The organism is Haemophilus parainfluenzae (genome assembly GCF_003253005.1).
Classification (GTDB): domain Bacteria; phylum Pseudomonadota; class Gammaproteobacteria; order Enterobacterales; family Pasteurellaceae; genus Haemophilus_D; species Haemophilus_D parainfluenzae_M.
The window spans coordinates 25,833-49,855 of record NZ_QEPZ01000005.1 but is presented as its reverse complement, the minus strand read 5'-3'; the positions used below and the strand labels follow the sequence as shown (position 1 = coordinate 49,855).

The window sequence follows — 24,023 nt, the reverse complement described above, 5'->3', positions numbered from 1 at the left end:
GTGTTTTCCTAATAAAAATTAACTTTCCCAACGGGTTTCTAAATAACGGGAAAATAAGGATAGCGGGTAACAAATCACAAAATATAAACCGAAAATGACACCGTAAATCCAAAGCGCCGCCGATTGATTACTAAATAATGAATGCTCAATAATTTGTTGACCGACTTTTATCACTTCTACTACACCGATTAACATTGCCAAGGAACTGGTTTTTACCATGCGGGTAAAGAGGTTAATAGCACTTGGTGTTACACGTTTTAAACTTTGCGGAAGTAAAATATACACAAAGGTTTGAAACGGCGTTAAACCTAAAGCGTAGGCTGATTCCACTTGATGTTTTTCAATGGAAGTTAATGCGCCACGCACTAAATCCCCCATTTCTGCTGTTCCCCAGAAAATAAACACCAAAATACATACAGAAATGCCATCTAAGTGAATATCAAACCATTTTGCCAAACCAAAATACGCGAGAAAAAGTAAGGCTAATAATGGAATAATACGTACAAATTCTAAATAAAAGCGGCAAATGGCTTTGATAATGGGATTTTTGCTTGTCATGATTACGCCAAAAATCACACCTAAAATACAGGCGAAGAAGACAGAAACGAATGCAATTTCAGCTGTTACCCATAAACCGTTGAGCAAGCGTTCAATGTTGCTGCCTTGGAATAATAACTCAAGCCCCATATTTTGCTCTCCGAGTACGGCGTTCTAAATGACCGATGAACAGAGACATCGGTAATAGAATGATCAAATAAAACACCACTAATAAAAATAAGGCTTCATTGGTTTTGTAATCGAGCCCGATGACTTCTTTCGCTACAAACATCAGTTCGGCTACGGCAACGGCACTGATCACTGAGGTTTCTTTCATTAAGAACAAGCAATTTGCTCCGATTGCAGGTGTGGCAATCGCAAAGGCTTGCGGAAAAATCACATAGCGAAAAGCTTGAAAAGGGGTTAGACCAATACTTAAGGCTGATTCAATTTGTCCTTTTGATACTGCTTCCAGACCACCACGAAAGGCTTCTGCCATATAGCTTCCACCTAAAAATGCCAGGCCGATAATGCCGCAAGTAAATCCATCTAATTTTAGGCCGATTTTAGACAGCCCAAAATAGAGAAAAAATACTTGAATTAATAAAGGCGTATTACGAGAAAGTTCAATATAGCCTTTTACTAACCAAGTTAATGATTTGACTTTGTAGGTGGTAATCACCGCACAAATCACACCAATCACTAGCGACAATAAAATGCCCCAAAAGGCAAGATGAAGCGTCATCAGCGTGGCATGAATAAAACGTGGGGTGACGCTTAAAATATAATCCCAATTCATTTTTTATAATTTGATCGTTTGCGTAACGATATAGTAAAAAATTTTGAATCGGTGAGAAAAGAATGGAAATGCATTATTTATAATGAAATGTAATAAGAGATATGTTTCAAATAAGATCTGCAAGAGAGAAAGAATAAAAAACGGAGCTTTATTCAGCCCCGTCTTTGTTTATTTTAATCACGTTTCGCAATAAGTGCGGTTGGTTCTTCGTCTGTTTTTGGTTCATCTTGTATTTCAGCAGGTTTATCTTGAATAGACATGGCTGATTTTAAACTGTCTTGACGAATTTTTTCCGCTGCTGCTTTGTCGCCAGCTTGTTCGAACACATAAGATGCCATCATGACATCATTTGGTTGAAGCTGAGTTGGGCAAGCAGTGACTTCTTTAAATGCTTCTGCTGCTTTAGCGAAATCGTTATTACGCACATAAAGATAGCCTAATGCACGATTGAGACAACAACGTTGGCTTTCATCCGCACGTTTTGCGCGTTTTTCCACTAACTTGAGTAGTTTGCTGTTATCTTCTGCTTGTAAACGAGTGATTTGCGTGCAAAGTTCAGGGTTAATTGGGGTGTTATCACCCAATTTTTTCATGATTTCAAGCGTGAATTCATAAGCTGATTCATGATCGTTACAATCAATTAAGCGCTGAATTAAAGCTGTTTTTAACTCTAAGTCATTGCGACGACGGCGTGGTTGAGCTTCCCACCATGCAAGCAGACCTTCAACGCCTTCTTCATTCATTTTCTCATCTAACAAGCCATTTTCTGTTTCTTGTTGAAGCGCTTTAAATTCTTCAGCTGAGAATAATCCAGAACCTTCGATTAAATCTAAGATGCCATCAAGAGCTTGATAAGCTTTGGAGCGGCTATAAATTTCAGCAGCAAGTTTTAATACTTCTTTGTTGCGATCTGACATTTCAAGCAAACTGTCAACCGAACTGCGCGCAGCCGGTAATTTATTTTGTTGTAATAAAATACGGGTGCGAGCAATTTCGACGACTAGGTTATCTGAGCCAGCAAGCTCCGTCGCTTCAATTAAATAACGGTTTGCACTGAATTCATCACCGCGTTGCTGTGCAGCTTCAGCGGCTTTAATCAGATTTAATACTGGCTCTGCAGAATGTTTCGCGTTTTTACCAATGAGTTTTTCTGCTTTGGCATAATCGCCCTCATTCATTTTCATCAAGCCTTCAAGGGTTTGACGCTGTGCTTTCACTCGTTTACGGAGAGAGAACCAGTTATAGGTATTACTACTTAAACGGAAGAAACGGGTCACCAACCACTCTAACGAATAAATCACTGCAAGTGTGACCACAAAGAGAATCACTAATGTGGTGAGTGACATTTCATATACGGTGTTTGCCGTTTCAACTCTGACATAACCTTGCTGACCGGAGAGGTAAGGCCCTGCAATCAATCCGGCAAGTAAGGCGATCATTAAAAAGAGAACTCTAAACATTATCTATCCTTATTGTTGGGGTTCAGTTGCCGGTTGTGCAGCTGGTGCTTCAGCGGGTTTTTCTTCAGCTTTTGGCTCTTCCGCTTTCGCTTCAGGTGCTGGTTTTACTTCTTCTTTTCTTGGTGAATTATCAACCGCTTTTTCTGCTTCAATTTCCACTTTCTGCACATCTAAAGGTGTACGATTTAAGTACTTATCAAGCATACTTAAGCTTTGTAATTGGCTTGGCACATCCACATAGATGGATACTTCAGATAATTCATCCACTGATTTTAAGAAACTTTGAGTCACTTCAGCATTGGTATCAAAATAGCTACGAATCCAAGATGCAACGGCTTCTAAAGATTGTTTATAAAGTTCGTTTTGCTGACGAGGTACTGCCATAATCGCTAATTGTAAGCGTAAACGAATGTTTTCACGTAAATAGATATCTTGGTTTGGCGCTAATAATTCTTTGCGATCCGCACCATGTTTCGGTGAAATACGGATAAAGTGATTCAAGAATGAGGTCGCACTTTTTTCTGCATTTTCCGCCCAGTCAGACAGGGAATCTGATAATTTTGTTGCATTTTGGTCATCACCGAAATTCACATCTAACACAGGTAGTTCATCAACCGTATTAGCTAATTGCGATAATTTTTGCATGACCGCATTTTGATCCACGCCAGTTACGGAGAGAAGTTGTTTCAGATCTTGATTAATGGCACTACGGATAGCTGCAGATTGTGAGTTATTCACTTTAGCAAGAGTTTCATCAGCGAGTTTTAAGAGTGAAACCGCTGTATCCACATCATTATCTAACACTAATTTACGCAATGCATTGTTGAGCAAGAAATCTGCTTCTGAGAATAACCAATCTGCAGGTTGTTGAGCATTAGCTTGTGCGCTCACTTTATTAATTTGTGATTGTAAGCCAACTAACTCATGTGATTTGGCATTGATTAGCTCTTCTACTTGCGCAATTTTGTTTTGCGTTGCTTTATTCGCAGACTCTAATTGAGCAAGCTGTGTAGTATCAAATTTTACTTCTTTAGCAGGTGCTGAAACCACCGTTTTATTATTGATTTGAGCTTCAAGTACGGTCAATTTTTGTTGGAATTCATCCACTTGTTGTTGACCAAAATAATAACCTGCACCACCCATGCCAAGTGCAATGAGAATGGCCAATAAACTTAATCCAGTACCACTTTTCTTCACAACGGTTTGTGTACGTGGCGCAACAGGCTCGCGATCTTCAGTTTGAATTTTCACTGCATCAGTTGCTTGGATTTCATCCGTCGTTTCAGGGGTTAATTTCTCTTTCGCCATATCTTTTCCTTAGTGAGAAAGGGGAGTTACTTCATTAAGTAAGGTATTAAGTAAACTTTGATTGTCCGCACCCGCGGAAACCACCACATTATGCCAACCTTGTTGTATTGCAACATCAGCAATGCGTTGGCTTACCGTGACTAAACAGCAATTTTTTAGCCAATTTTGTTCATTTTCAGGCACAAATTCGATTAATGCCTGCAAAATTTCAAGGCTCGTGACCACAAGGGTTTGTACACCAGAACGAATACAAATACTGGTTTGTTCTTCGTTATTATAACTAATCGGTGTGCGTTGATAACATTCGACTGTCTCAACAGTTGCACCGCGTAGCGTGGCTTGTTCGCGCAGTAATTCTCGTCCGCCGTTGCCACGTAAAATTAACAAGTTTTTATCTGTCAATTCTGCCATTTGCAGTAAATTTAGCACGCCTTCCGTATTTTCCGACGTGATTGGATAACGAACAGTACATTCAGTTTGACAGGAAAAATGCTGTGCCGTTCTATGTCCAACTGTAAAGTATTGTAAATCTTGACGCCAGCTAAAGCCAATATCTGTCAGGGTTTTATCCGCAAAATCGACCGCACTTTTTGAAACCAAAAACACATAATCACCACTTTTTAGCTGATTAAGTTTTGTCGGTAATTGTGCCAACTCGGCTCCCGCTTCAATAGAAAGCAAAGGCAAATGCAAGGCAACCACACCAGCTTGATTCAGCTGCTCAACTAGGGCTTTCCCTCGTTCATCGGGGCGAGTGACTAGTACGGCCATGGTGATTTCCTATGCTGAGTAAATCTTCGCCAGAATCTTATCTGCGCCTTGTGCTAGAAGTTGTTCTGCAATGCTCACACCTAATGCTTCGGCATTTTCAACCGCACTTTTACCTTCAGCTCGAATAATCGCAGAGCCATCGGTTTCTCCGACGAGTGCACGCAAGAAAACTTCGCCATTTTGCTCAATGGCATAGCCACCGATTGGTACTTGGCAGCCGCCTTGTAATCGGGTATTCATTGCACGCTCAGCCAAAACACAAGTCGTCGTAGTCGCATCTGAAAGTGGCGCAAGTAATCCTTTCACCTCTTCGTCATCAACACGACATTCAATACCTACCGCACCTTGTCCAGCTGCTGGTAAAGATTGTTCCACTTCAATAAATGAGGCAATACGTTCTGCTAGCCCTAAACGAATTAAGCCGGCCGAGGCTAAAATAATGGCATCGTATTCGCCATTGTCTAATTTACTTAATCGGGTTCCCACATTGCCACGTAAAGAGCGGATATCAAGATCTGGGCGTAATTGTTTTAATTGGCATTGACGACGTAAGCTTGATGTTCCAACGATAGCACCTTGGGGCAAATCATCTAATGAGCGGTATGTATTGGATACGAAAGCATCACGTGGATCTTCGCGTTTACAGATCACACTTAATCCTAAACCTTCTGGAAACTCCATCGGTACGTCTTTCATTGAATGGACAGCAATATCGGCACGTTTTTCGAGTAAAGCGTTTTCTAACTCTTTAACAAATAAGCCTTTTCCACCAATTTTAGCTAAAGGTGAATCTAAGATTACATCGCCTTTTGTTACCATAGGAACTAATTCAACAGAAAGTGTTGGGTGAAATTTTTCTAATTGATCTTTCACAAAATTAGCTTGCCAAAGTGCTAAAGGACTTTGACGAGTCGCTATTTTTAAGGTTTTAAGTACTGCCATAAATACCGCTGATTTTAAATAGAATTATGCCCTATGCTACCATTTTTAGGGCAAAAAGTCAGATCATTTAAATTTTTGATTTCTGAGTAGGTAAGTGGTACAGTAACGCCAGTTATTTGGTGATAGGTAGGAAGCCTTGAAATACGATCTCACTCAAGCCCGAAAATGTATTGAAACGCTAGATAAACGTCGTTTTGATCGAGCATTGCTGGGCTCTGGTGATGCATTCCGACACATCGTCTCTTTGTTGCCTCTGTTGTTGCATCTTAATCATTCAGCTTTGCCGGGTTATGTGGAAGATGCTCCAGTAGGCATTTCTGATTTTATCCTTTCCAATTATCAGCAAGGTTTTCTCTCAAAAGAACATCCTGAACTTGCAGCAAGTGTGCAAAGTGCGGTCAATTCTGATGCTGTTTTTGCACCGATCTTGGGTATTTATGTGATGGGTAGTTTTGGCTCCATTAGCCAAACTTCAGCTTCAGATTTGGATATTTGGATCTGCCATCAAGATGATTTATCTGAGCAAGATCAGCAGCGCTTAGCGGAAAAAACGAAGAAAATCACCCAATGGGCATCCACATTTCATGTGGAAATGCATTTTTATTTGATGACGCAAAAACGCTTCCGTAATGAGCGTTATTCCGATCCATTAACCAAAGAAAACAGTGGTTCTGCCCAATATATGTTGTTATTGGAAGAGTTTTATCGTTCCGCTGTACGCCTTGCGGGTAAGCCATTATTGTGGCTCCACTTGTGGGTGGAAGATGAAAAACAATATGAAGCCGAAGTTGCGCGTTTAGTGGCGGAAGGTGAGCTTAATCCAAATGATTGGGTTGATTTTGGCGGGTTAGGGCAATTTTCTGCCAGTGAATATTTTGGTGCGAGCTTATGGCAACTGTATAAAGGTATCGATTCACCGTATAAATCGGTGATGAAAATCTTATTGTTGGAAACCTATGCCCAAGAATACCCAAATGCCCATTTAATTGCTCGTCAATTTAAAGAAGATTTACTTTCCGGTCGTAGTACCGCTGCACATCATTTTGACCCTTATATTGCGATTCTAGAGAGAATTAGCCAATATTTGACCGCACATTCAGAATTTAAGCGCCTTGATTTTGTACGCTCTTGTTTTTATGTGAAGGCGACGGAAGACTTTGCGTTATATCACGCCTCAAACTGGCGTATTTCTTATATGAAAATGATGGCCCAAGAATGGGGTTGGTCAAAAGAACGTATTGAAGAATTAGATCAGCGTCCAAATTGGAAAATCAAACGGGTGAAAGAAAGTCACAATAATTTGGTGAATTTCTTGATGATGAGTTATCGAAATCTAGTGGATTTTGCGCGTAAACATAAAATTAATTCTAGCGTAATTCCGCAAGATATTACGGTACTTTCTCGTAAGCTTTATACCGTATTTGAAGAGCTGCCAGGTAAAATTACATTACTCAACCCACAAATTTCACATAATTTAGCGGAAAACCACCTCACATTCATCGAAGTTCATGGTAATAAGCGTTTTAAAGATGGGTGGTATATGGTGAATCAGCCGCCACATCATATTATGTTCTCAAAAGAACGTGTGATTGAATATGGGGAAAGTTTAAATAAAGTCGTCGCATGGGCTTATTTTAATCGTTTGCTGACAGCTGAAACTCGTTTGCATCTAATCAGTCAAAATATCGACCAGCTCACTTTACGTAATTTTGTCGCTGATTTGCGATTGTTTTTCCCCCATACAAATGGTCAAGCTCCTACAAATGAGGCACTTTCTTCGCAGTGTGAAATCCGAGATTTGTTTATTGCAGTGAACTTAGTAAATGACCCGACAGCACAAGTTGAAGAACTTAAATCAAATATCTCGCCGAGTGATTTGTTCAGTTTTGGTCAATTAGAACAGAGCTTGGTCGGCAGCATTGATTTCACTTACCGTAATGTGTGGAATGAAATTCGAACTTTACATTTTGAAGGGCAGAATGCGATTTTGCTTGCCTTAAAAGTGCTTTCTAATAAAATTGATCAAGGCGTAAATAAACCACATTCTGTACAGGTTTTTTGTTACAGTAAACACTACAACCGTACATTGCGAAACTTAGTGAGTTTACTCGTAAACCGTTGTATCAGTATTCAATTAGGGGATAGTCGTCCAACAACGCATTCCCGTTTACGTGTGGCTGGGAAAAACTGGCAATTCTTTTTTGAAGAGAAAGGGATCAGTTTGCAGCCTATTGACGGTGGGAAAGAAAGTGCGGTCAATTTTGAAGACGTTTTGCCAACTCAATTGGAAGAGAAAGAAATTATCCCTGAGGGACGCCGATATCCACCTGAAATTGATTTGTTTGCCAGTGAAGGTTTTTTACAATTTTTCTTTGAAGATAATGCCGATAATAGCTTTAACGTCTATTTGTTAGATGAAAAGAATCGTCTCGAAATTTATCGTCAATGTGAAGGTTCAAAAGATGACAAGGTCCGTGAAGTAAATCAGATTTATCAATCACTCGGCTCGAAAGGTTGTAAAAATCCGTATAAAATGGTGCAGCGGAATTTTAATTACCCGCAATTTTATCAATTGCATCTGACAGAAAGCGGTATGCATATCATGCCGTTCAAATTTAAAAGCAAAAGGAGTTGCGACTAGCTAAATCAAAACAAGTATTGTTTGAGATAAATGAAGTATATCTACAAATATGCATTGGAAGATAGGCAAAATCCCGATAGAATCCCTTCTTTTGAAAATCTATTGAGAAATAATCTAAGGCTGTGGACGTTTTCGCCTTCAGGCGATAGAATGTGCGTCCTCTCATCTCTTGGAGAAAATTATGCAAGAAAAGTTAAAAGTATTAATTATCGACGACCATCCATTAATGCGTCGTGGTATCAAACAATTAGTTGAATTAGAAGAGAATTTTGAAGTCGTTGCCGATGTAGGAAGCGGTACAGAAGGTATTTCCATTGCGATTCAAGAATCCCCGGATTTAATCATTTTAGATCTGAATATGAAAGGCCTTTCCGGTTTAGATACCCTTAAAGGCTTGCGTGCGGAAGGCGTTGATGCACGAATTTTGATCTTAACTGTCTCTGATGCGAAAAATGATATTTTCACTCTCATCGATGCGGGTGCTGACGGTTATCTATTAAAAGATACCGAGCCAGATGTGCTACTTGAGCAAATTAAACGTATTGCACAAGGCGAAGTGATTTTAAGTGATTCGATCAAAAATTTACTGTTAGAACGCAAACATACCGTTGATCCAATGGATTCGCTGACTGACCGTGAAATGGATGTGTTACGTTTAATTGCGACAGGGTTATCTAACAAACAAATTGCAGGCCAACTTTTTATTTCTGAAGAGACGGTTAAAGTACATATTCGTAACTTACTCCGTAAGCTCAACGTTCACTCACGCGTTGCAGCAACTGTCTTGTTCTTTGAACGCAATGGTCGATAGGCAAGTTTAAAACGATAAAAAAAGAGCGGTTTTTTAACCGCTCTTTTTGTTATCTTGGTACACCCCGTAATAAAGGGATTGGCTCAAACGGTGCGATTGAGGTTGGCGCAGGAATATCATTAAAAAGTAAGATAAATGGTTTAGGAGGCAAGATTTTTTCATTTCGCCATAAACTTCCCATGCTCACTAATTGAATATCATCTGGTAAATTTTTTATTCCCGCTTTTAATACAGCCACAGTATTTGGGCGAGGGTGCCCAATAGCAATGGCAGTGCCATGTTTACGTGCATATTGAATTGCACTTTGAAATTGGCGTTGCACATCCGCCAAATTATCACTGTCATCTAAAAATACATGGCGATCTAATACACGTACGCCTTGTTCTTTTGCTATTTTTCCTGCGACTGATTTTCCAATCGTACGACTATCTAAAAAGAATAAATGTTGCTCACGAAGTGCAGTCATTAAATAGGTCATTAATGTGGTATCGGCTGTGGCTGCGCTGCCCATATGATTATTCATTCCGATGGCATTTGGCACAATAGATTTGGCTTTTTTCACTCTCTCATTCACTTGCGCTTCAGACAAGCCTAAAGTCAAACCACCTTCTTCAATTTTAATATTGCTGACAGGCTGCATCGGCATATGAATGAGAATATCGTGATTTTGTGCTTTCGCTTCTTGATTGCGAATTTTGGCATAGGGCGCAGCAGGAATAATCGCAACGGAGATTTCTTTTGGCATGGCTAAAACCTCGGCATCTTCTTTCAGATGATAGCCAATGTCATCAATTACAATAGCCAGTTTGCCTTGTGCAAAAGTAAAGGCAGAGAAAAGTGCGGTTGAAAAAATGATCGTATTTTTGACCGCACTTTGAAAGAACCTTGCCATTATTTAATCCACCCAGCCGGATTCACAGGCACTCCTTTACGGCTAATTCCAAAGTAAAGTGCCGGTTTAGAGATCTCACCCGTATTTCCCACTTGTGCGATGGTTTGTCCCGCAGATACCAACTGACCTTGTTTTACAAATACCGCTTGGTTGAAACCATACAAACTCAAGTCGCTATCGCCGTGTTTCACAATCACCATATAACCATAGCCATTAAGATGACCCGCTAGAATGACTCGACCACTTGCAATAGCTTTTACCGCGGTACCCGTTGGTGCACCGATAACCATACCTTTCCAGCGCACTTCGCCCGCTTGGATTGAACCAAAAGAATACAACGTCGGGCCCGAAACTGGACGACTGTATTGACGAGCTGCCGTACCTAAGCCACTGGTGCTATTAATTAACTTACGTTCTTGATCAGTTGGTTGATAAGGTTTTGAGGTTCGTTTTTCTTCTTCTTGTTTTTTCTGAGCAAGGGCTTCACGCTCACGTTGTTCTTGTTGGCGAGCAGCTTGTTCAGCACGTTGAATTTCTTGGCGAAGGGCATTTTCGTTCGCTTTCAATGTTTCCAGCTTGTTCTGATCTTTTGTTAAGCTTTTGTTGAGTTCATTTAACGTAGATTGGCGTTCTTGTTGCGCTTTTTGTAATTCTTGCTGTTGTTTCTTTTGCGTAGAAAGTTGATCACGATGATTTTTTTGTTGCCCTGAAATCGCTTCGCGTTGTTTCGCGAGATTCTCTTGTGTTGCTTTTAGATTGTTAATCATATCAATGCGAACTTGGTTTAAGTGCTGATAATACACTTTCATGCGTTCCGCTTTTTTCGCATCTTCCGAAAGCATTCTTTCCAAGGTAGAAGGATTTACCCCTGAACGATAAATAGCATCGACTTGCTGCGCGAGCTTCGCTTTTTGCACGCGTTCTTGTTTTTCTAATTGTTTGATTTGTTTTTCGGTTTCCGCCATTTGTTTGCGGATTTCTTGCAAACTTAGTTCTGTTTCACGTAATTCACCGACAACGCTATTAATTTTGCTTTCTTGATCTTTAAGACTGGCTTGGAGTTTAGCTTGTGCGCGTTTTTGCTCGGCGATCTTCGACTCTTGTTGTTTAATTTGTTTTTGAATTTGATTGAGATCGTTGCCTTGCGCTAAAGATGAAAAGCCAAGCAGACCGCAAGCCAAAAGTGCGGTCAGTTTTGCTAAGATTTTTTTTCTACAATTGCTTTGCTGCATACATCTAAACTTCAGAGAAATTAAGGGACGAATAAAGCTTAAATACTAGCATTATTTTTGAGTGGCTAAAAGTTTACAGGCGATTTTTTGCGAAAGATCAGTAAATACCGCCTTTTTACTTTTAAACATAACGATTTTTTGCTATAAAAGAGCCGTTCATTTTTTATTAATACTTAGGAGATCCTTATGGAATTAGTATTCATTCGTCACGGTTTCAGTGAGTGGAACGCGAAAAATTTATTCACCGGTTGGCGTGATGTGAATTTAACCGAGCGCGGCGTAGAAGAAGCAAAAGCTGCGGGTAAAAGATTGTTCGAGAAAGGCTATGAATTTGATATTGCCTTCACTTCTGTTTTAACTCGTGCAATCAAAACCTGTAACATCGTGTTAGAAGAATCTCACCAATTATGGATTCCTCAAGTGAAAAACTGGCGTTTAAATGAGCGTCACTACGGTGCATTGCAAGGCTTAGATAAAAAAGCAACCGCAGAACAATACGGTGACGAACAAGTTCATATCTGGCGTCGTTCTTATGATATTTCTCCTCCAGATTTAGACCCGAAAGATCCTAATTCTGCACATAACGACCGTCGTTATGCAAACATCCCATCTGATGTCGTACCAAATGCAGAAAACTTAAAATTAACCTTAGAACGCGCATTACCATTCTGGGAAGATCAAATCGCTCCAGCAATGCTTTCTGGTAAACGTGTTTTAGTGGTGGCGCACGGTAACTCACTTCGTGCATTAGCAAAACACATCATCGGTATTTCTGATGCGGAAATTATGGATTTTGAAATCCCAACCGGTCAACCGTTAGTGTTAAAACTTGACGATAAATTAAACTACGTAGAACACTACTATCTTTAATTTATAAATGAATTTCAAAGTGCGGTTAATTTTGACCGCACTTTTTGTTTAAGGAGAATAACGGATGAAAAAATTACTCGCGGTGATTTTTGCCTTGTTACCTGTTTTGGCCTTTGCAGCATCGCCAAATCATACGGCAAAATCAACTCAAACCAAGTCAGTGAAAACGGCAGTTAAAAAAGTAGAAGCAAAAAAAGCCACTACGTCTAAAACCGTAGCTAAAACAGCTAAAAAGAAAGCCGATGCCAAAAAAGCAGAAGCGAAAAAGCCAGCTAAAATTGTCGAAGCGAAAAAAGCGGTAACAAAAAAAGAAAAAATAAAAAATAAAACGACAAATAAAGCCGCTAAAGCAGAGCCGACAAAAACGAAAGGCAAACAGTCAGTAGAAAAAACTAAGCAAACGGCAGTAAAAGACAAAAAGACGGTAGTGAAAAGCAAACAAAGTGCCGTTAAAGAATCAGCGAAACCTGAAAAAGTGATTGCTAAAAAAACACCCGCAGTTAAAACCGAAGTGAAGAAAGCGGAACCAAAAGCTGTTGAAAAAGTGACTGAAAAGAAAGTCGATGCTGTCGCACAAAAAACAGCGAGTATGGTGACAAAATCCGTTGTCGTACCAAGATGTAATGATTCAAAAGTTTTTGCGGTATTATCTGATGCCTTTAAAAAACAAGGTGCTGCGACTAACACCCAAATGACAGTGAAACAAATCACGCAAGCCCGTGAAACGCAATCTTATCCACAACAAGGCATTCGCAGCTGTAATGCGATAGTGGAAACCAACGGCGTTAAATATGTCACTGATTACAGCATTATCTTGAATGATAAAGGCTTCTTCGTGCAAGTTGAAAACGCACAACCCGCTCAACGTTTCTAATCTTAATGTGCGTTGTTCAAATGAAGTTGTTTGAATAACGCACGCATTTCTTCTTCATTCAAACAGCGATATTCACCATTACTTAGTCCATCAAGTGTCAAATGGCTCATTTGATAACGGATAAGTCGTAATGTAGGAAAGCCGATATGTGCGGTCATTCGACGCACTTGTCGATTACGCCCTTCACTAATTTTAATTTCCAACCAGCTCGTTGGAATACTTTGACGTTCACGAATAGGTGGATTGCGAGGCCAGAGAAAATCCGGTTCAGAAATCAACCGCACTTTTGCTGGTTTCGTCATCCCATCTTTCAATTCAACCCCTTGACGAAGCTTGTCTAAGTCAGACTCATCAGGAATGCCTTCCACTTGCACAAAATACGTTTTTTCTGTTTTAAACTTAGGATCAGCCAAACGATGTTGCACTTCACCATTATTCGTTAAAATCAGCAGCCCTTCGCTATCACGATCCAATCGTCCTGCCGCGTACACATTAGGAATAGCAATAAAATCTTTTAACGTAACTCGGTCATTTTCATCGGTGAATTGTGTCAGTACATCAAACGGTTTGTTAAATAAAATGACCTGACTTTCAGCGATAGAAAGTGCACGTAGACGATATGTTCCCCTATGACTTTTTTTCTGAGGAGTGTTTGATGAAAAAGATGTTTTCGTTTTTGAGATTTTTTTCAAAAAAATACTACCTAAATTATTAATTTTATAAACATTAACTGAAAATAAGAAAAGCCGATTTGTTTTGCAAATCGGCTCGAAATTTTATAGGTTTAAGTATTAACCCGCAACTGCGATACGTTTCATATCAGTCATATAGCCACGTAACTCTTGACCGATTAATTCAACCGGGTGGTTACGGATTGCATCATTTACATCGCGTAAGGTGATGTTATCGATTTCCACTGCTGGAGTAGGTTCACCTAAGTCGCCTTTTTGAAGGTTAGGGATAATTTCTTTTGCAAGAATTGGAGTTGCTACGTTAGAGAATAAGTAGTTGCCATATTCTGCAGTATCTGAAATTACCACGTTCATTTCATATAAGCGTTTACGTGCGATGGTGTTCGCAATTAATGGTAATTCGTGAAGTGATTCGTAGTAAGCTGATTCTTCATAAATACCGCTAGCAACCATTGCTTCAAAAGCTAATTCTACGCCCGCTTTCACCATTGCGATCATTAATACACCGTTATCAAAGTATTCTTGTTCGCTAATTTTGCCATCATATTTTGGTGCATTTTCAAAGGCTGTTTTACCTGTTGCTTCACGCCATGCGAATAAGTCTTTGTCGCCATTTGCCCAGTCTGCCATCATTGTTGCAGAGAAGTGGCCGCTAATGATGTCATCCATGTGTTTGTAATATAAGAAACCAAGGCTTTCTTTTATTTGTTCAGCCAGTTCAAATGCACGTAATTTTGCACTGTTTGACAAGCGATCCATCATTAATGTGATACCACCTTGTTTTAACGCTTCGGTAATCGTTTCCCAACCGTATTGGATTAATTTACCTGCGTATGCTGGATCTTTACCGTCTGCTACTAATTTGTCATAACATACGATAGAACCTGCTTGTAACATACCGCAAAGGATAGTTTGCTCACCCATTAAGTCAGATTTTACTTCTGCCACGAATGAAGATTCTAAAACACCCGCTTTATGACCGCCAGTTGCAGCAGCCCATGCTTTTGCGATTGCCATGCCTTCGCCTTTCGGGTCATTTTCAGGGTGAACCGCGATTAATGTTGGCACACCGAAACCACGTTTGTATTCTTCACGTACTTCTGTACCTGGACATTTTGGCGCAACCATCACAATTGTAATGTCTTTACGAATTTCTTCGCCAACTTCAACAATGTTGAAACCGTGTGAATAACCAAATGCAGAGTCTTTTTTCATTAAAGGCATCACATCAGCAACCACTTTAGAGTGTTGTTTGTCTGGCGTTAAGTTTACGACTAAATCTGCAGTTGGAATTAATTCTTCATAAGTACCAACTTTAAAACCATTTTCAGTCGCACGTTGGAACGATGCACGTTTTTCTGCAATCGCTTCAGGGCGTAAGGCATAGCTAATATCTAAGCCAGAATCACGCATATTCAAACCTTGGTTTAAACCTTGTGCACCGCAGCCCACGATAACGATTTTTTTGCCTTTTAAGAAGTTTGCTTCATCTGCAAATTCTTCGCGATCCATAAAACGACAACGACCTAATTGGTCTAATTTTTGACGTAAATTTAATGTGTTGAAATAGTTAGCCATTTTTTGTCCTTAATTGTGTAAGGTGAATAATTGTATGATGTTGTGTTTGCATATTTTTTTGTTGTGGTTTGATTATAGGATTTTTTGTTGTTGCGTAAAGTGATATTATGGGAATGTAATGTTGCGATTTTAGCAATTATTAGGTTGCAAATAGGGATTGGGCTTTTATTAATGAGTTTCTTCGTTTTTTTGTAGTGCCAAATCTCCCCTACCCCTCTTTGCTAAAGAGGGGAATTCTTTATTTAATTGCTAGGAAGTGACTCATTCATATTTTTAATTATTGTTATTTATTGGCATATTTAGTTACCTTAAAGCTCAAAAAAGAATTAAGTTTTCCTTTAATATAAAAGGAATTTTAGCCAATTGATGATAACTGATTTAGTTATATTATTTATCACCGTCATTAGCATATTTAATGTTAATTACTGTAAAGATAAAACGCTGATCTTTGTGTTCTGTAAAGAACAATCCCCTCTTTAGCAAAGAGGGGTAGGGGAGATTTGGCAGTATAAAAAAACGAAGAAATTAATTTTTACTATAGATAAAAAAGTTATGGAATTTAACGACCTACAAATATTCATCTACCTTAGTGACACAAAAAACTTTGCTAAAACTGCCACCCAAAACCATATGTCCCCTTCCACCCTTTCCCGTCAAATTCAACGGTTGGAAGACGAGCTAGGGAAAACACTTTTTATTCGTGACAATCGTCAAGTCAAACTTACTGAATATGGCGAGAAATTTTTGCAATTTGCTAAAACAGAATGGCAAAACTGGCAACAATTTAAACAACAACTTAAAGATGAATCCGATGAACTTTGCGGTGAAATTAAACTTTTTTGCTCTGTCACTGCATCTTATAGCCATCTTCCGCAGGTACTTAAAGAATTTCGCCAGCGTTATCCTAAAGTGGAAATTCAGCTGACGACGGGGGATCCAGCGCTTGCATTAGAGTTGATTCAAACCCAACAAGTTGACCTCGCTATTGCGGGTAAGCCGAATAATCTGCCATCCAGTGTGGCATTTCATAAAATTGATGATATTAGATTGTCTTTAATTGCACCACGTGTGGCTTGTTTGGCGACACAATTACTGCAAGAAAAAACCATTAATTGGCAGCAAATGCCTTTTATTTTCCCCGTTGAAGGGCATGCTCGGCAACGGATTGAGCAATGGCTACGGGAGAAACATATTAAACATCCGAAAATTTATGCTACTGTTGCAGGGCATGAAGGGATTGTTCCGATGGTAGGATTGGGGTTAGGATTAGCGATGTTGCCTGATGTGGTCATTGACAATAGCCCAATGAATAACCAAATTTCCAGACTTAATCTCGATAAGCCTATTGAGCCTTTTGAATTGGTTATTTGTACCCAAAAAAGGAATCTCGAACAACCCTTAATCCGTGCATTTTGGGCGATGTTAGAATAGAATGATTGGCTGTTTAGAATAAGGATTCTTATGTTTAAAGGTATTCTCGTTTCATTACTTGCCTCATTTTTATTTGGCTATATGTATTATTTTTCTACACTGCTGAAACCTTTGAGTGGCACGGATATTTTTGGTTATCGGATGATTTTTACGTTTCCCTTTGTTGTCCTTTCCGTGTTTATGTTTAAGCAGAGAAATGCGTTGATTCATCGCTTAAAACTCATCAAAAAACAACCGCACTTGGCATTACCCTATCTGTTTTGTGGCTTATTAATGGGTTTTCAAATGTGGCTTTTTCTTTGGGCGCCGAATAATGGCAGTTCGTTGAGCGTGTCTTTTGGTTATTTGCTTTTACCAATTGTGATGGTAGCGGCAGGTCGCTTAATTTTTAAAGAACGCATTTCAACGTTCAAATTTATTGCAGTCATGATTGCCGCATTGGGAGTGATTTCTAATATTGTGCTAAAAGGTGGGCTTTCTTGGGAAGCCATTGTGATTTGTGTTGGCTATACTACCTATTTTTCCGTTCGAAAAGCATTAAAAAATAGTGATCTTGCCTCTTTTTGTTTAGAGATGTTGAGCCTAATCCCAATTAGCATTTATTTTGCCTTGCAAACAGATTTTGCTGTGGTCGAACAAAGTAATCCTAATATTTGGGGGCTGCTTGTATTGCTTGGATTAATTAGCGGCACGGCATTGATTGCTTATGTGATCGCTAGCAATATGCTACCAATGAATTTGCTTGGCCTACTTGGCTATGTGGAAACCATTATGATGATTTTCGTATCGTTTTTTATCGGTGAACAAATTGACGCTGAAAGTTACCCGCTTTTTATTTGTTTAGTGCTCGCTATGATTCTTGTTGTGATTGATGGCGTGTACAAACAGCACGCAAAAGGAAGTTTATAAATGTCATTTAAAGAAATTACGCCACAACAAGCGTGGGAAATGGTTCAACAAGGGGCGGTATTAGCCGATATTCGCGATAATGCCCGCTTTACCCTCTCGCACCCTAAAGGTGCTTTTCATTTAACGAATCAAAGTTTTTTGCAATTTGAAGAGTTAGTCGATTTTGACTCCCCTATTATTGTGAGTTGCTATCATGGCGTAAGCAGTAAAAATGTAGCAACTTTTCTAGTGGAACAAGGCTATGAAAATGTGTTTAGTATTATTGGTGGATTTGATGGCTGGTGTCGAGCAGAATTACCAATTGATACAGCTTATTAATGTGTTTTAAATAAAATTGATTTGATGAAAAAAGTGCGGTGAAATTTCACCGCACTTTTGTGTTTCTTAGCTTACCATTCGTAGCCTACGCCAACGGAGCTCACTACATCGCCTTGCGTATTGGTGCTTCCGCTTAAACGGAACAACACTTTACCGTTGTCACTTGAGCGGCTATATCCCACTGCGATAGCATTTTGTCCTTTGAAGTTTCCTGCACCCGCAGAAACCATAGATTTACCATTACCTCGCACTTGTGGTAATCCAGCTATTGCAGCAGAGCCAGCAATCCCCGCTTTCAGCATTTTATTATGTTGGGTAACTTTTTGATTAATAGCCTCAACAACAGAATAAAGTTGAGAGCCGTTAATCGCATCCGTTGATGTACTGGTAATACGACCTGCTGCAACATGCGTAATTTGACGCTCTTTACCTTCGGCACCTACGCTGACAGTTGATGTTGGATTTGTACCTGCGAATCGATAAGTTGTGCCTTGAATCGTGATGCTTTCTACAGGCATCGGTTTACTAGGTGTAGATTCATTACCCAATACCACAGCACCATCAAACCCTGCATCAACAGTAACATTATTGCCTAACACCATCACATTATGTGATGCAACTTTATTCCCTGCACCAATCGCTACAGAATTATTACCAGTTACCTCATTTTTTGTACCGATAGCAATTGAGTTTGTACCGCTCGCAAAGGATTCTTTCCCTGCAGCAATTGAGTTTTCACCAATATTAGAAAAATGACGTGTTAGTTTTTCCTCTAACTCTTTTAATGCTTTTTCCTTTTTGGCTCGCTCTTTTTCAAACTCTTCTTTTTCTGCTTGTTTTTTTGCAAGTTCTTCTTGTTTTTGTTTTAACTCATTTGAATTATTTGAATCTGAAGCTGATTGTAGTTTGTCAATTTGAGCTTTGAGATCCTTTATTTCCCGTTCCTTATCCTCAAATTTTATTTTAGCTTCATTTAAGGCATTTTGGGCTTTTTCAGATTCCTCTGTTATTCCCTTAACAACTTCATTGTATGGGTCATAAAGTTTCAATTTTTTAGCCCAATCAGTTAATTCTGTTGCTGTCTTTCTAGCATAGTCATTCCATAAATCTTTGGTTGATTCCTTAAATTTAAATTCAATATTTTCATAATAATTTTTAGGATTGTCTTTTAGATTAGCAATTTCTTCATATAAGCTGTTTCGTTTCGCTCTATTTTCTGGAGTTGGGTCAGCGATTGACTTATTATAAACTGTTATATATTCTGAAATTTTCTTCGCAAAACTTTCTACACTTTTAAGTTGCTCAAGAAAGCTATCTTTATCAAAAAGCCATTTTTCCTCAGGTGCTTCACGATCAATTAGATTATCAAAGCCATTATAAAATGTATCTACCCATTCTTTTAAACGCTTAACATCCTTAGGCTCGTTAGTTTGTACACCGTCAAAAAATTCATCAAAAAATCTTTGCGTTTGACCATAGTAAAGATAATACTTTGTTTTCTCAGCTTCTTCGTTAAATCTATGCTCGACTTTATGATTATCCTCACCGTAATTTATGTCATCAAAATCACTTGGATTATAATGGTGTCTAGTTAATAAAAAATTACTGTGATTTACTTGAGCATCACTAGCTTTTATTGGTGGAAGATAAAATACAGTATTCGCTACGTAATTTGGTTTGTAATAATTATTAGCATCTATTTCATTAAGCTTATAAGCTTTACTTAAATCACTTATGACATTATTTTCACTTATCATTTTCAGTAGGGTAGAAAATTGCACATAACGCTCTTGTTTTTGGGATGAAAAAAAGTCATCTGTAATTCGGCTTGGTATGTTATCGATGCTTGCAATTTTTACAGGCTCTACAGAAGTTACATTTTTTAGTAAATCGGTAATGCCATCATGCTCAGAGGCGTATGAACTTAGATCTCTTCCAGCTCCGTGGGAAAATAAGTATTGTTGGTTTCTAGATCTAATCATAGATTCTATATTTTCTTTGTTATATTCAAATGATCCTCTAGCGTTATCATATCCATTAACTATAACTTCATATTTATCTATACCGAATTTTTTAATTGCAGAAACATTAGGGTAATCAGCCTCAACTCGCTCTTTTAGGTCTTTTGCTAGTTTTTGTACTCCTGTTGTTCCTGCAGAATTGTCCGAAAGTTTATTCCAATCAAGTTCTTTAAGTTGCTTCAGGAATTTTATCGAAACACTTTCATCCTCTGAATAGATTGAAGGATAATGGCTAGCGTATTCTTTAGCCTCTTCCCGCTCTTTGTTTAATTTGGCTAATTCTTTTTGTTTATTAGCCAAATCATTATTCAGCGAAGTAACAACTTGATTTTTTTTATCGTTAGATTGTTTGATTAAGTCTGTTATTTCATTAATTCTTTTGTTCAGATCTTCTGCAGTTTTATTACTGGCTTCAATTTTTTTATTTATATCAGAAAGTTCATTTTCTGCTTTGCTTTTATTAGCAATCGTTTGCTTTCCTTCGTTTAATTTTTCATCAAATTCTTTACGAGAAATATTGCCACCAGTTGCAACAGAATTATTACCTTGTGCTAAACCATATTTAGCGGTTACAGCATTGTTATAGCCAGTTGCAACGCCATGATTGCCTGTGACAATGTTTCCTTCACCCGTTGTGGACGGGGCAGAATAGGCAAGGTTAGAAGATAAAGGCAATGTAAAGAGTAATAAGGCTACTGAACTTTTTGCAGTAGTTAAAGCAGTACGTGTTTTCAAAATATCCCCCAGGATGATAATGTTAGGTTACATGTATAATTGGTTTGAGATTATATGATTTTTAAAATTAAAATATCGATAAAATTATCTGTTTTGTGATCTTGCTTGTGTTTTTTTTTATATTTTGAGTAGAATGTAACCAAATAGATGTAAATAAAGATATATTTAAACAATGATTGTATTTAGTAATCTGTCCTTAAAACGAGGGCAAACGGAACTTCTCGAAAATGCTTCTGCTACGATTAATCCCAAGCAAAAAGTCGGCTTGGTGGGGAAGAATGGTTGCGGTAAGTCGTCTCTTTTTGCCCTATTAAAAAAAGAATTAACGCCAGAGGGCGGCGAGGTAAATTATCCGTCAAATTGGCGGGTATCTTGGGTGAATCAAGAAACGCCGGCATTGGATATTTCAGCGATTGATTATGTGATTCAAGGAGATCGTGAATATTGTCGCTTGCAGCAAGAGCTTGAGCAGGCAAATGAACGCAATGACGGTAACGCCATTGCGCGTATTCATGGGCAATTAGAAACCTTGGATGCGTGGACAATTCAATCTCGAGCAGCTTCTTTATTGCATGGTTTAGGATTTAGCCAAGAAGAAACAACTCAGCCAGTGAAAGCCTTTTCGGGTGGTTGGCGGATGCGTTTGAATTTGGCGCAAGCATTGCTTTGTCCATCGGATTTATTGTTACTGGATGAGCCGACTAACCATTTGGATTTGGATGCGGTTATTTGGTTAGAACGTTGGTTAGTGCAATATCAAGGCACCTTGGTATTAATTTCTCACGACCGTGATTTTCTCGATCCGATAGTGACGAAAATTCTCCATATCGAAAATCAGAAACTCAACGAATACACGGGCGATTATTCTTCCTTTGAAGTGCAACGAGCCACTAAACTGGCACAACAAACGGCGATGTATCGTCAGCAACAACAAAAGATCTCTCATTTACAAAAATATATCGACCGCTTTAAAGCGAAAGCGACCAAAGCCAAACAAGCACAAAGCCGTATGAAAGCCTTAGAGCGTATGGAACTGATTGCGCCTGCTTATGTGGATAATCCTTTTACTTTTGAATTCCGTCCACCACAATCCTTGCCTAATCCGTTAGTGATGATTGAGCAGGCGAGTGCGGGTTATGGTAGTGGAGAAAGTGCGGTAGAAATTTTAGGTAAAATTAAGTTGAATTTAGTGCCGGGTTCGCGCATTGGTTTACTCGGGAAAAATGGTGCGGGAAAATCAACCTTGATTAAACTTCTAGCGGGAGAACTGACCGCACTTTCAGGCACAGTGCAGTTGGCAAAAGGCGTGCAGCTTGGCTATTTTGCTCAGCATCAATTAGATACTTTGCGCGCAGATGAATCTGCCCTGTGGCATATGCAAAAACTTGCCCCAGAACAAACGGAGCAACAAGTTCGAGATTATTTGGGCAGTTTTGCGTTCCACGGTGACAAAGTGAATCAAGCGGTGAAAGCCTTTTCCGGTGGGGAAAAAGCCCGTTTGGTACTTGCGCTAATTGTTTGGCAACGTCCAAACTTATTACTGCTCGACGAACCAACTAACCATTTGGATTTGGATATGCGTCAGGCATTAACGGAAGCATTGGTGGATTACGAAGGTTCTTTGGTGGTGGTGTCTCACGATCGTCATTTATTACGCAATACCGTGGAAGAATTTTATTTGGTTCACGATAAAAAAGTGGAAGAATTTAAAGGCGATTTAGAAGACTATCAAAAATGGCTGAGTGAACAAAACAGCACATCTGAAAATAAAGACTCAGAAAACGTTGGCGACAATGAAAATTCCATGCAAAACCGCAAGGAACAAAAACGCCGTGAAGCAGAGTTACGCCAACAAACTGCGCCATTACGTAAAAAAATCACGCAATTAGAAGAAAAAATGAATAAATTTTCTTCTGAGCTTGCGAACATAGAAAATCAACTGGCCGATACCGAATTATATAATGCCGAAAATAAAGAAAAATTGACCGCACTTTTGGCTCAACAAGTGGATGTGAAGAAAGCATTAGATGATGTCGAAACGGAATGGATGACTGCACAGGAAGAATTGGAAGAAATGCTACAAGCATAAGGATAGATTATGAATCAAAGCCTTTTTCATCATAGCAAACAACAGGAATATTGCCCTCAATGTGGAGCGCCTTTGCAAATTAAACAAGGCAAAAAAGGGCTGTTTTTAGGTTGCTCTGCTTATCCTGAATGTGATTATTTGCGTCCTTTGCAACGGGCGGAGCATAAAGTATTAAAAACACTTGATGAAATTTGCCCGAAGTGCGGTAATTTATTGCAGTTGAAACAAGGTAGTTTTGGGATGTTTATTGGTTGTAGCCATTATCCTGAATGCGATTTTGTTGTGCGGGAAGAATCTGAATCTGAGGAAAAAATTGCTTGTCCTGAATGTAAAATGGGGCATTTGATTTCTCGTCGAGGTCGCCAAGGAAAAATTTTTTACGGCTGTGATAATTTCCCTAAATGTAAATTTTCTTTGCCCGCCAAGCCTTATACCGTGCCTTGTCCAACGTGCCATTTCCCACTTTCCTTGTTAAAAAGCGAAGATGGGGAAAAACAAATTTTCCAGTGTGCAAATAAAACTTGCCGTCATATTTTTGAGCAATAAAAGTAAAAGAGTGAAATGAATAGAGAACAAATCGCCGAGGTCCTTCGACAAAATCAAGTGGTCGCTTATCCCACTGAAGCTGTATTTGGCTTGGGCTGTAATCCGCAAAGCGAAAGTGCGGTAAAAAAATTACTTGATTTAAAGCAACGTCCAGTGGAAAAAGGGTTGATTTTAGTGGCGCCTAACTTGGATTTTTTCCGTCCTTTTGTTGATTTTGACCAGATTAAAGATGAGCAGCTTTCTCGCCTGCAAGGTAAATATGAACGTCCAACCACTTGGATTGTGCCAGCTAAATCGACCACCCCGCATTTTCTCACAGGAAAATTTGATAGCATCGCGGTACGTTTGTGCGATCACCCTTCCGTAAAAGCCTTATGTGAACTCACGGGGTTTGCATTAACTTCGACTAGCGCCAATCTGACTGGTGAGCCACCTTGTCGCACCGCCGATGAAGTGCGGTCACAATTCGGGGCAGATTTTCCTGTATTGGATGAAAGGGTAGGCGGGGCGCATAATCCATCCGAAATTCGAGACTTGCGCACAAATCAACTTTTTAGACAGGGATAA

At 39.1% G+C, this 24,023-nt stretch carries 21 protein-coding genes; 10 read left to right on the top strand and 11 right to left on the bottom strand.

Annotated elements, in window-relative coordinates:
* Nucleotides 1-18 precede the first annotated feature (18 nt).
* The 6 genes from DPV97_RS06925 to hemC all read right to left on the bottom strand — a co-directional run bounded on the left by DPV97_RS06925 (nucleotide 19) and on the right by hemC (nucleotide 5,817).
* Nucleotides 19-687 (bottom strand): amino acid ABC transporter permease, encoded by a 669-nt coding sequence (locus DPV97_RS06925; protein ID WP_049364193.1) that lies wholly within the window; start codon nucleotides 685-687, stop codon nucleotides 19-21.
* Nucleotides 677-1,336 (bottom strand): amino acid ABC transporter permease, encoded by a 660-nt coding sequence (locus DPV97_RS06920; protein ID WP_049364192.1) that lies wholly within the window; start codon nucleotides 1,334-1,336, stop codon nucleotides 677-679. The genes DPV97_RS06925 and DPV97_RS06920 overlap by 11 nt, the downstream gene beginning before the upstream one ends.
* A gap of 173 nt (nucleotides 1,337-1,509) precedes the next feature.
* Entirely contained in the window at nucleotides 1,510-2,796 is a 1,287-nt protein-coding gene (locus DPV97_RS06915) for a heme biosynthesis protein HemY (RefSeq protein WP_070713434.1), read from the bottom strand.
* 9 nt (nucleotides 2,797-2,805) lie between these two features.
* Nucleotides 2,806-4,104: a uroporphyrinogen-III C-methyltransferase gene (locus tag DPV97_RS06910; protein ID WP_070713437.1), complete on the bottom strand. Its 1,299-nt coding sequence runs from the start codon at nucleotides 4,102-4,104 to the stop codon at nucleotides 2,806-2,808.
* A gap of 9 nt (nucleotides 4,105-4,113) precedes the next feature.
* Nucleotides 4,114-4,875, bottom strand: coding sequence for a uroporphyrinogen-III synthase (locus DPV97_RS06905; RefSeq protein WP_070713438.1), 762 nt, complete (start codon nucleotides 4,873-4,875; stop codon nucleotides 4,114-4,116).
* 9 nt (nucleotides 4,876-4,884) lie between these two features.
* Nucleotides 4,885-5,817, bottom strand: a complete 933-nt coding sequence (hemC, locus tag DPV97_RS06900; RefSeq protein ID WP_049366645.1) for a hydroxymethylbilane synthase — start codon at nucleotides 5,815-5,817, stop codon at nucleotides 4,885-4,887.
* A gap of 136 nt (nucleotides 5,818-5,953) precedes the next feature.
* On the opposite strand from hemC, the gene DPV97_RS06895 reads away from it, so the two are divergent.
* Complete coding sequence (locus DPV97_RS06895) at nucleotides 5,954-8,458, top strand: class I adenylate cyclase (protein ID WP_070713441.1); 2,505 nt, start codon at nucleotides 5,954-5,956, stop codon at nucleotides 8,456-8,458.
* 181 nt (nucleotides 8,459-8,639) lie between these two features.
* Nucleotides 8,640-9,269, top strand: coding sequence for a response regulator (locus tag DPV97_RS06890; protein ID WP_005694852.1), 630 nt, complete (start codon nucleotides 8,640-8,642; stop codon nucleotides 9,267-9,269).
* Nucleotides 9,270-9,318: 49 nt separating this feature from the next.
* Here DPV97_RS06890 and DPV97_RS06885 read toward each other — a convergent pair whose 3' ends face one another.
* Together DPV97_RS06885 and envC are read right to left on the bottom strand one after the other, a co-directional pair.
* Nucleotides 9,319-10,161: a divergent polysaccharide deacetylase family protein gene (locus tag DPV97_RS06885; protein WP_070713444.1), complete on the bottom strand. Its 843-nt coding sequence runs from the start codon at nucleotides 10,159-10,161 to the stop codon at nucleotides 9,319-9,321.
* Nucleotides 10,161-11,393 (bottom strand): murein hydrolase activator EnvC, encoded by a 1,233-nt coding sequence (envC, locus tag DPV97_RS06880; RefSeq protein WP_070713447.1) that lies wholly within the window; start codon nucleotides 11,391-11,393, stop codon nucleotides 10,161-10,163. The genes DPV97_RS06885 and envC overlap by 1 nt, the downstream gene beginning before the upstream one ends.
* A 186-nt stretch (nucleotides 11,394-11,579) precedes the next feature.
* On the opposite strand from envC, the gene DPV97_RS06875 reads away from it, so the two are divergent.
* The gene (locus DPV97_RS06875; RefSeq protein ID WP_070713449.1) at nucleotides 11,580-12,263 is read left to right on the top strand and encodes a 2,3-diphosphoglycerate-dependent phosphoglycerate mutase; all 684 of its coding nucleotides are present in this window, start codon (nucleotides 11,580-11,582) and stop codon (nucleotides 12,261-12,263) included.
* A gap of 64 nt (nucleotides 12,264-12,327) precedes the next feature.
* Nucleotides 12,328-13,137: a hypothetical protein gene (locus DPV97_RS06870; RefSeq protein WP_070713450.1), complete on the top strand. Its 810-nt coding sequence runs from the start codon at nucleotides 12,328-12,330 to the stop codon at nucleotides 13,135-13,137.
* A gap of 2 nt (nucleotides 13,138-13,139) precedes the next feature.
* On the opposite strand, the gene DPV97_RS06865 is transcribed toward DPV97_RS06870, so the two are convergent.
* Nucleotides 13,140-13,853 (bottom strand): rRNA large subunit pseudouridine synthase E, encoded by a 714-nt coding sequence (locus DPV97_RS06865; protein ID WP_410002437.1) that lies wholly within the window; start codon nucleotides 13,851-13,853, stop codon nucleotides 13,140-13,142.
* A gap of 75 nt (nucleotides 13,854-13,928) precedes the next feature.
* Nucleotides 13,929-15,407, bottom strand: a complete 1,479-nt coding sequence (gene ilvC, locus DPV97_RS06860; RefSeq protein ID WP_111382934.1) for a ketol-acid reductoisomerase — start codon at nucleotides 15,405-15,407, stop codon at nucleotides 13,929-13,931.
* Nucleotides 15,408-15,959: 552 nt separating this feature from the next.
* Between ilvC and ilvY the strand changes: the two genes are divergently transcribed.
* Genes ilvY through glpE form a run of 3 tightly spaced genes read left to right on the top strand, consistent with a single transcriptional unit; the run spans nucleotide 15,960 to nucleotide 18,065 of the window.
* Nucleotides 15,960-16,838, top strand: coding sequence for an HTH-type transcriptional activator IlvY (ilvY, locus tag DPV97_RS06850; protein ID WP_070713457.1), 879 nt, complete (start codon nucleotides 15,960-15,962; stop codon nucleotides 16,836-16,838).
* Between the two features lie 30 nt (nucleotides 16,839-16,868).
* Nucleotides 16,869-17,747: an EamA family transporter RarD gene (rarD, locus tag DPV97_RS06845; RefSeq protein ID WP_070713459.1), complete on the top strand. Its 879-nt coding sequence runs from the start codon at nucleotides 16,869-16,871 to the stop codon at nucleotides 17,745-17,747.
* A complete protein-coding gene (gene glpE / locus DPV97_RS06840) occupies nucleotides 17,748-18,065 on the top strand; it encodes a thiosulfate sulfurtransferase GlpE (protein ID WP_070713461.1) in 318 nt (105 codons plus the stop codon).
* Between the two features lie 71 nt (nucleotides 18,066-18,136).
* On the opposite strand, the gene DPV97_RS06835 is transcribed toward glpE, so the two are convergent.
* Nucleotides 18,137-20,821: a YadA-like family protein gene (locus DPV97_RS06835; RefSeq protein WP_070713463.1), complete on the bottom strand. Its 2,685-nt coding sequence runs from the start codon at nucleotides 20,819-20,821 to the stop codon at nucleotides 18,137-18,139.
* Nucleotides 20,822-20,993: 172 nt separating this feature from the next.
* On the opposite strand from DPV97_RS06835, the gene DPV97_RS06830 reads away from it, so the two are divergent.
* Genes DPV97_RS06830 through tsaC form a run of 3 tightly spaced genes read left to right on the top strand, consistent with a single transcriptional unit; the run spans nucleotide 20,994 to nucleotide 24,023 of the window.
* On the top strand, nucleotides 20,994-22,910 hold the full coding sequence (locus tag DPV97_RS06830; RefSeq protein ID WP_070713466.1) for an ABC transporter ATP-binding protein: 1,917 nt from the start codon (nucleotides 20,994-20,996) through the stop codon (nucleotides 22,908-22,910).
* Between the two features lie 9 nt (nucleotides 22,911-22,919).
* Nucleotides 22,920-23,456: a DNA topoisomerase family protein gene (locus DPV97_RS06825; RefSeq protein WP_046949393.1), complete on the top strand. Its 537-nt coding sequence runs from the start codon at nucleotides 22,920-22,922 to the stop codon at nucleotides 23,454-23,456.
* A 15-nt stretch (nucleotides 23,457-23,471) separates the two neighbouring features.
* Nucleotides 23,472-24,023: an L-threonylcarbamoyladenylate synthase type 1 TsaC gene (tsaC, locus tag DPV97_RS06820; protein WP_070713469.1), complete on the top strand. Its 552-nt coding sequence runs from the start codon at nucleotides 23,472-23,474 to the stop codon at nucleotides 24,021-24,023.

What these genes read in the sequence shown, in the direction of transcription:
- DPV97_RS06925 (WP_049364193.1), bottom strand. Translation starts at nt 687, where the DNA reads ATGGGGCTTGAGTTATTATTCCAAGGCAGCAACATTGAACGCTTGCTC.
- DPV97_RS06920 (WP_049364192.1), bottom strand. Translation starts at nt 1,336, where the DNA reads ATGAATTGGGATTATATTTTAAGCGTCACCCCACGTTTTATTCATGCC.
- DPV97_RS06915 (WP_070713434.1), bottom strand. Translation starts at nt 2,796, where the DNA reads ATGTTTAGAGTTCTCTTTTTAATGATCGCCTTACTTGCCGGATTGATT.
- DPV97_RS06910 (WP_070713437.1), bottom strand. Translation starts at nt 4,104, where the DNA reads ATGGCGAAAGAGAAATTAACCCCTGAAACGACGGATGAAATCCAAGCA.
- DPV97_RS06905 (WP_070713438.1), bottom strand. Translation starts at nt 4,875, where the DNA reads ATGGCCGTACTAGTCACTCGCCCCGATGAACGAGGGAAAGCCCTAGTT.
- hemC (WP_049366645.1), bottom strand. Translation starts at nt 5,817, where the DNA reads ATGGCAGTACTTAAAACCTTAAAAATAGCGACTCGTCAAAGTCCTTTA.
- DPV97_RS06890 (WP_005694852.1), top strand. Translation starts at nt 8,640, where the DNA reads ATGCAAGAAAAGTTAAAAGTATTAATTATCGACGACCATCCATTAATG.
- DPV97_RS06885 (WP_070713444.1), bottom strand. Translation starts at nt 10,161, where the DNA reads ATGGCAAGGTTCTTTCAAAGTGCGGTCAAAAATACGATCATTTTTTCA.
- envC (WP_070713447.1), bottom strand. Translation starts at nt 11,393, where the DNA reads ATGCAGCAAAGCAATTGTAGAAAAAAAATCTTAGCAAAACTGACCGCA.
- DPV97_RS06875 (WP_070713449.1), top strand. Translation starts at nt 11,580, where the DNA reads ATGGAATTAGTATTCATTCGTCACGGTTTCAGTGAGTGGAACGCGAAA.
- DPV97_RS06870 (WP_070713450.1), top strand. Translation starts at nt 12,328, where the DNA reads ATGAAAAAATTACTCGCGGTGATTTTTGCCTTGTTACCTGTTTTGGCC.
- ilvC (WP_111382934.1), bottom strand. Translation starts at nt 15,407, where the DNA reads ATGGCTAACTATTTCAACACATTAAATTTACGTCAAAAATTAGACCAA.
- ilvY (WP_070713457.1), top strand. Translation starts at nt 15,960, where the DNA reads ATGGAATTTAACGACCTACAAATATTCATCTACCTTAGTGACACAAAA.
- rarD (WP_070713459.1), top strand. Translation starts at nt 16,869, where the DNA reads ATGTTTAAAGGTATTCTCGTTTCATTACTTGCCTCATTTTTATTTGGC.
- glpE (WP_070713461.1), top strand. Translation starts at nt 17,748, where the DNA reads ATGTCATTTAAAGAAATTACGCCACAACAAGCGTGGGAAATGGTTCAA.
- DPV97_RS06830 (WP_070713466.1), top strand. Translation starts at nt 20,994, where the DNA reads ATGATTGTATTTAGTAATCTGTCCTTAAAACGAGGGCAAACGGAACTT.
- DPV97_RS06825 (WP_046949393.1), top strand. Translation starts at nt 22,920, where the DNA reads ATGAATCAAAGCCTTTTTCATCATAGCAAACAACAGGAATATTGCCCT.
- tsaC (WP_070713469.1), top strand. Translation starts at nt 23,472, where the DNA reads ATGAATAGAGAACAAATCGCCGAGGTCCTTCGACAAAATCAAGTGGTC.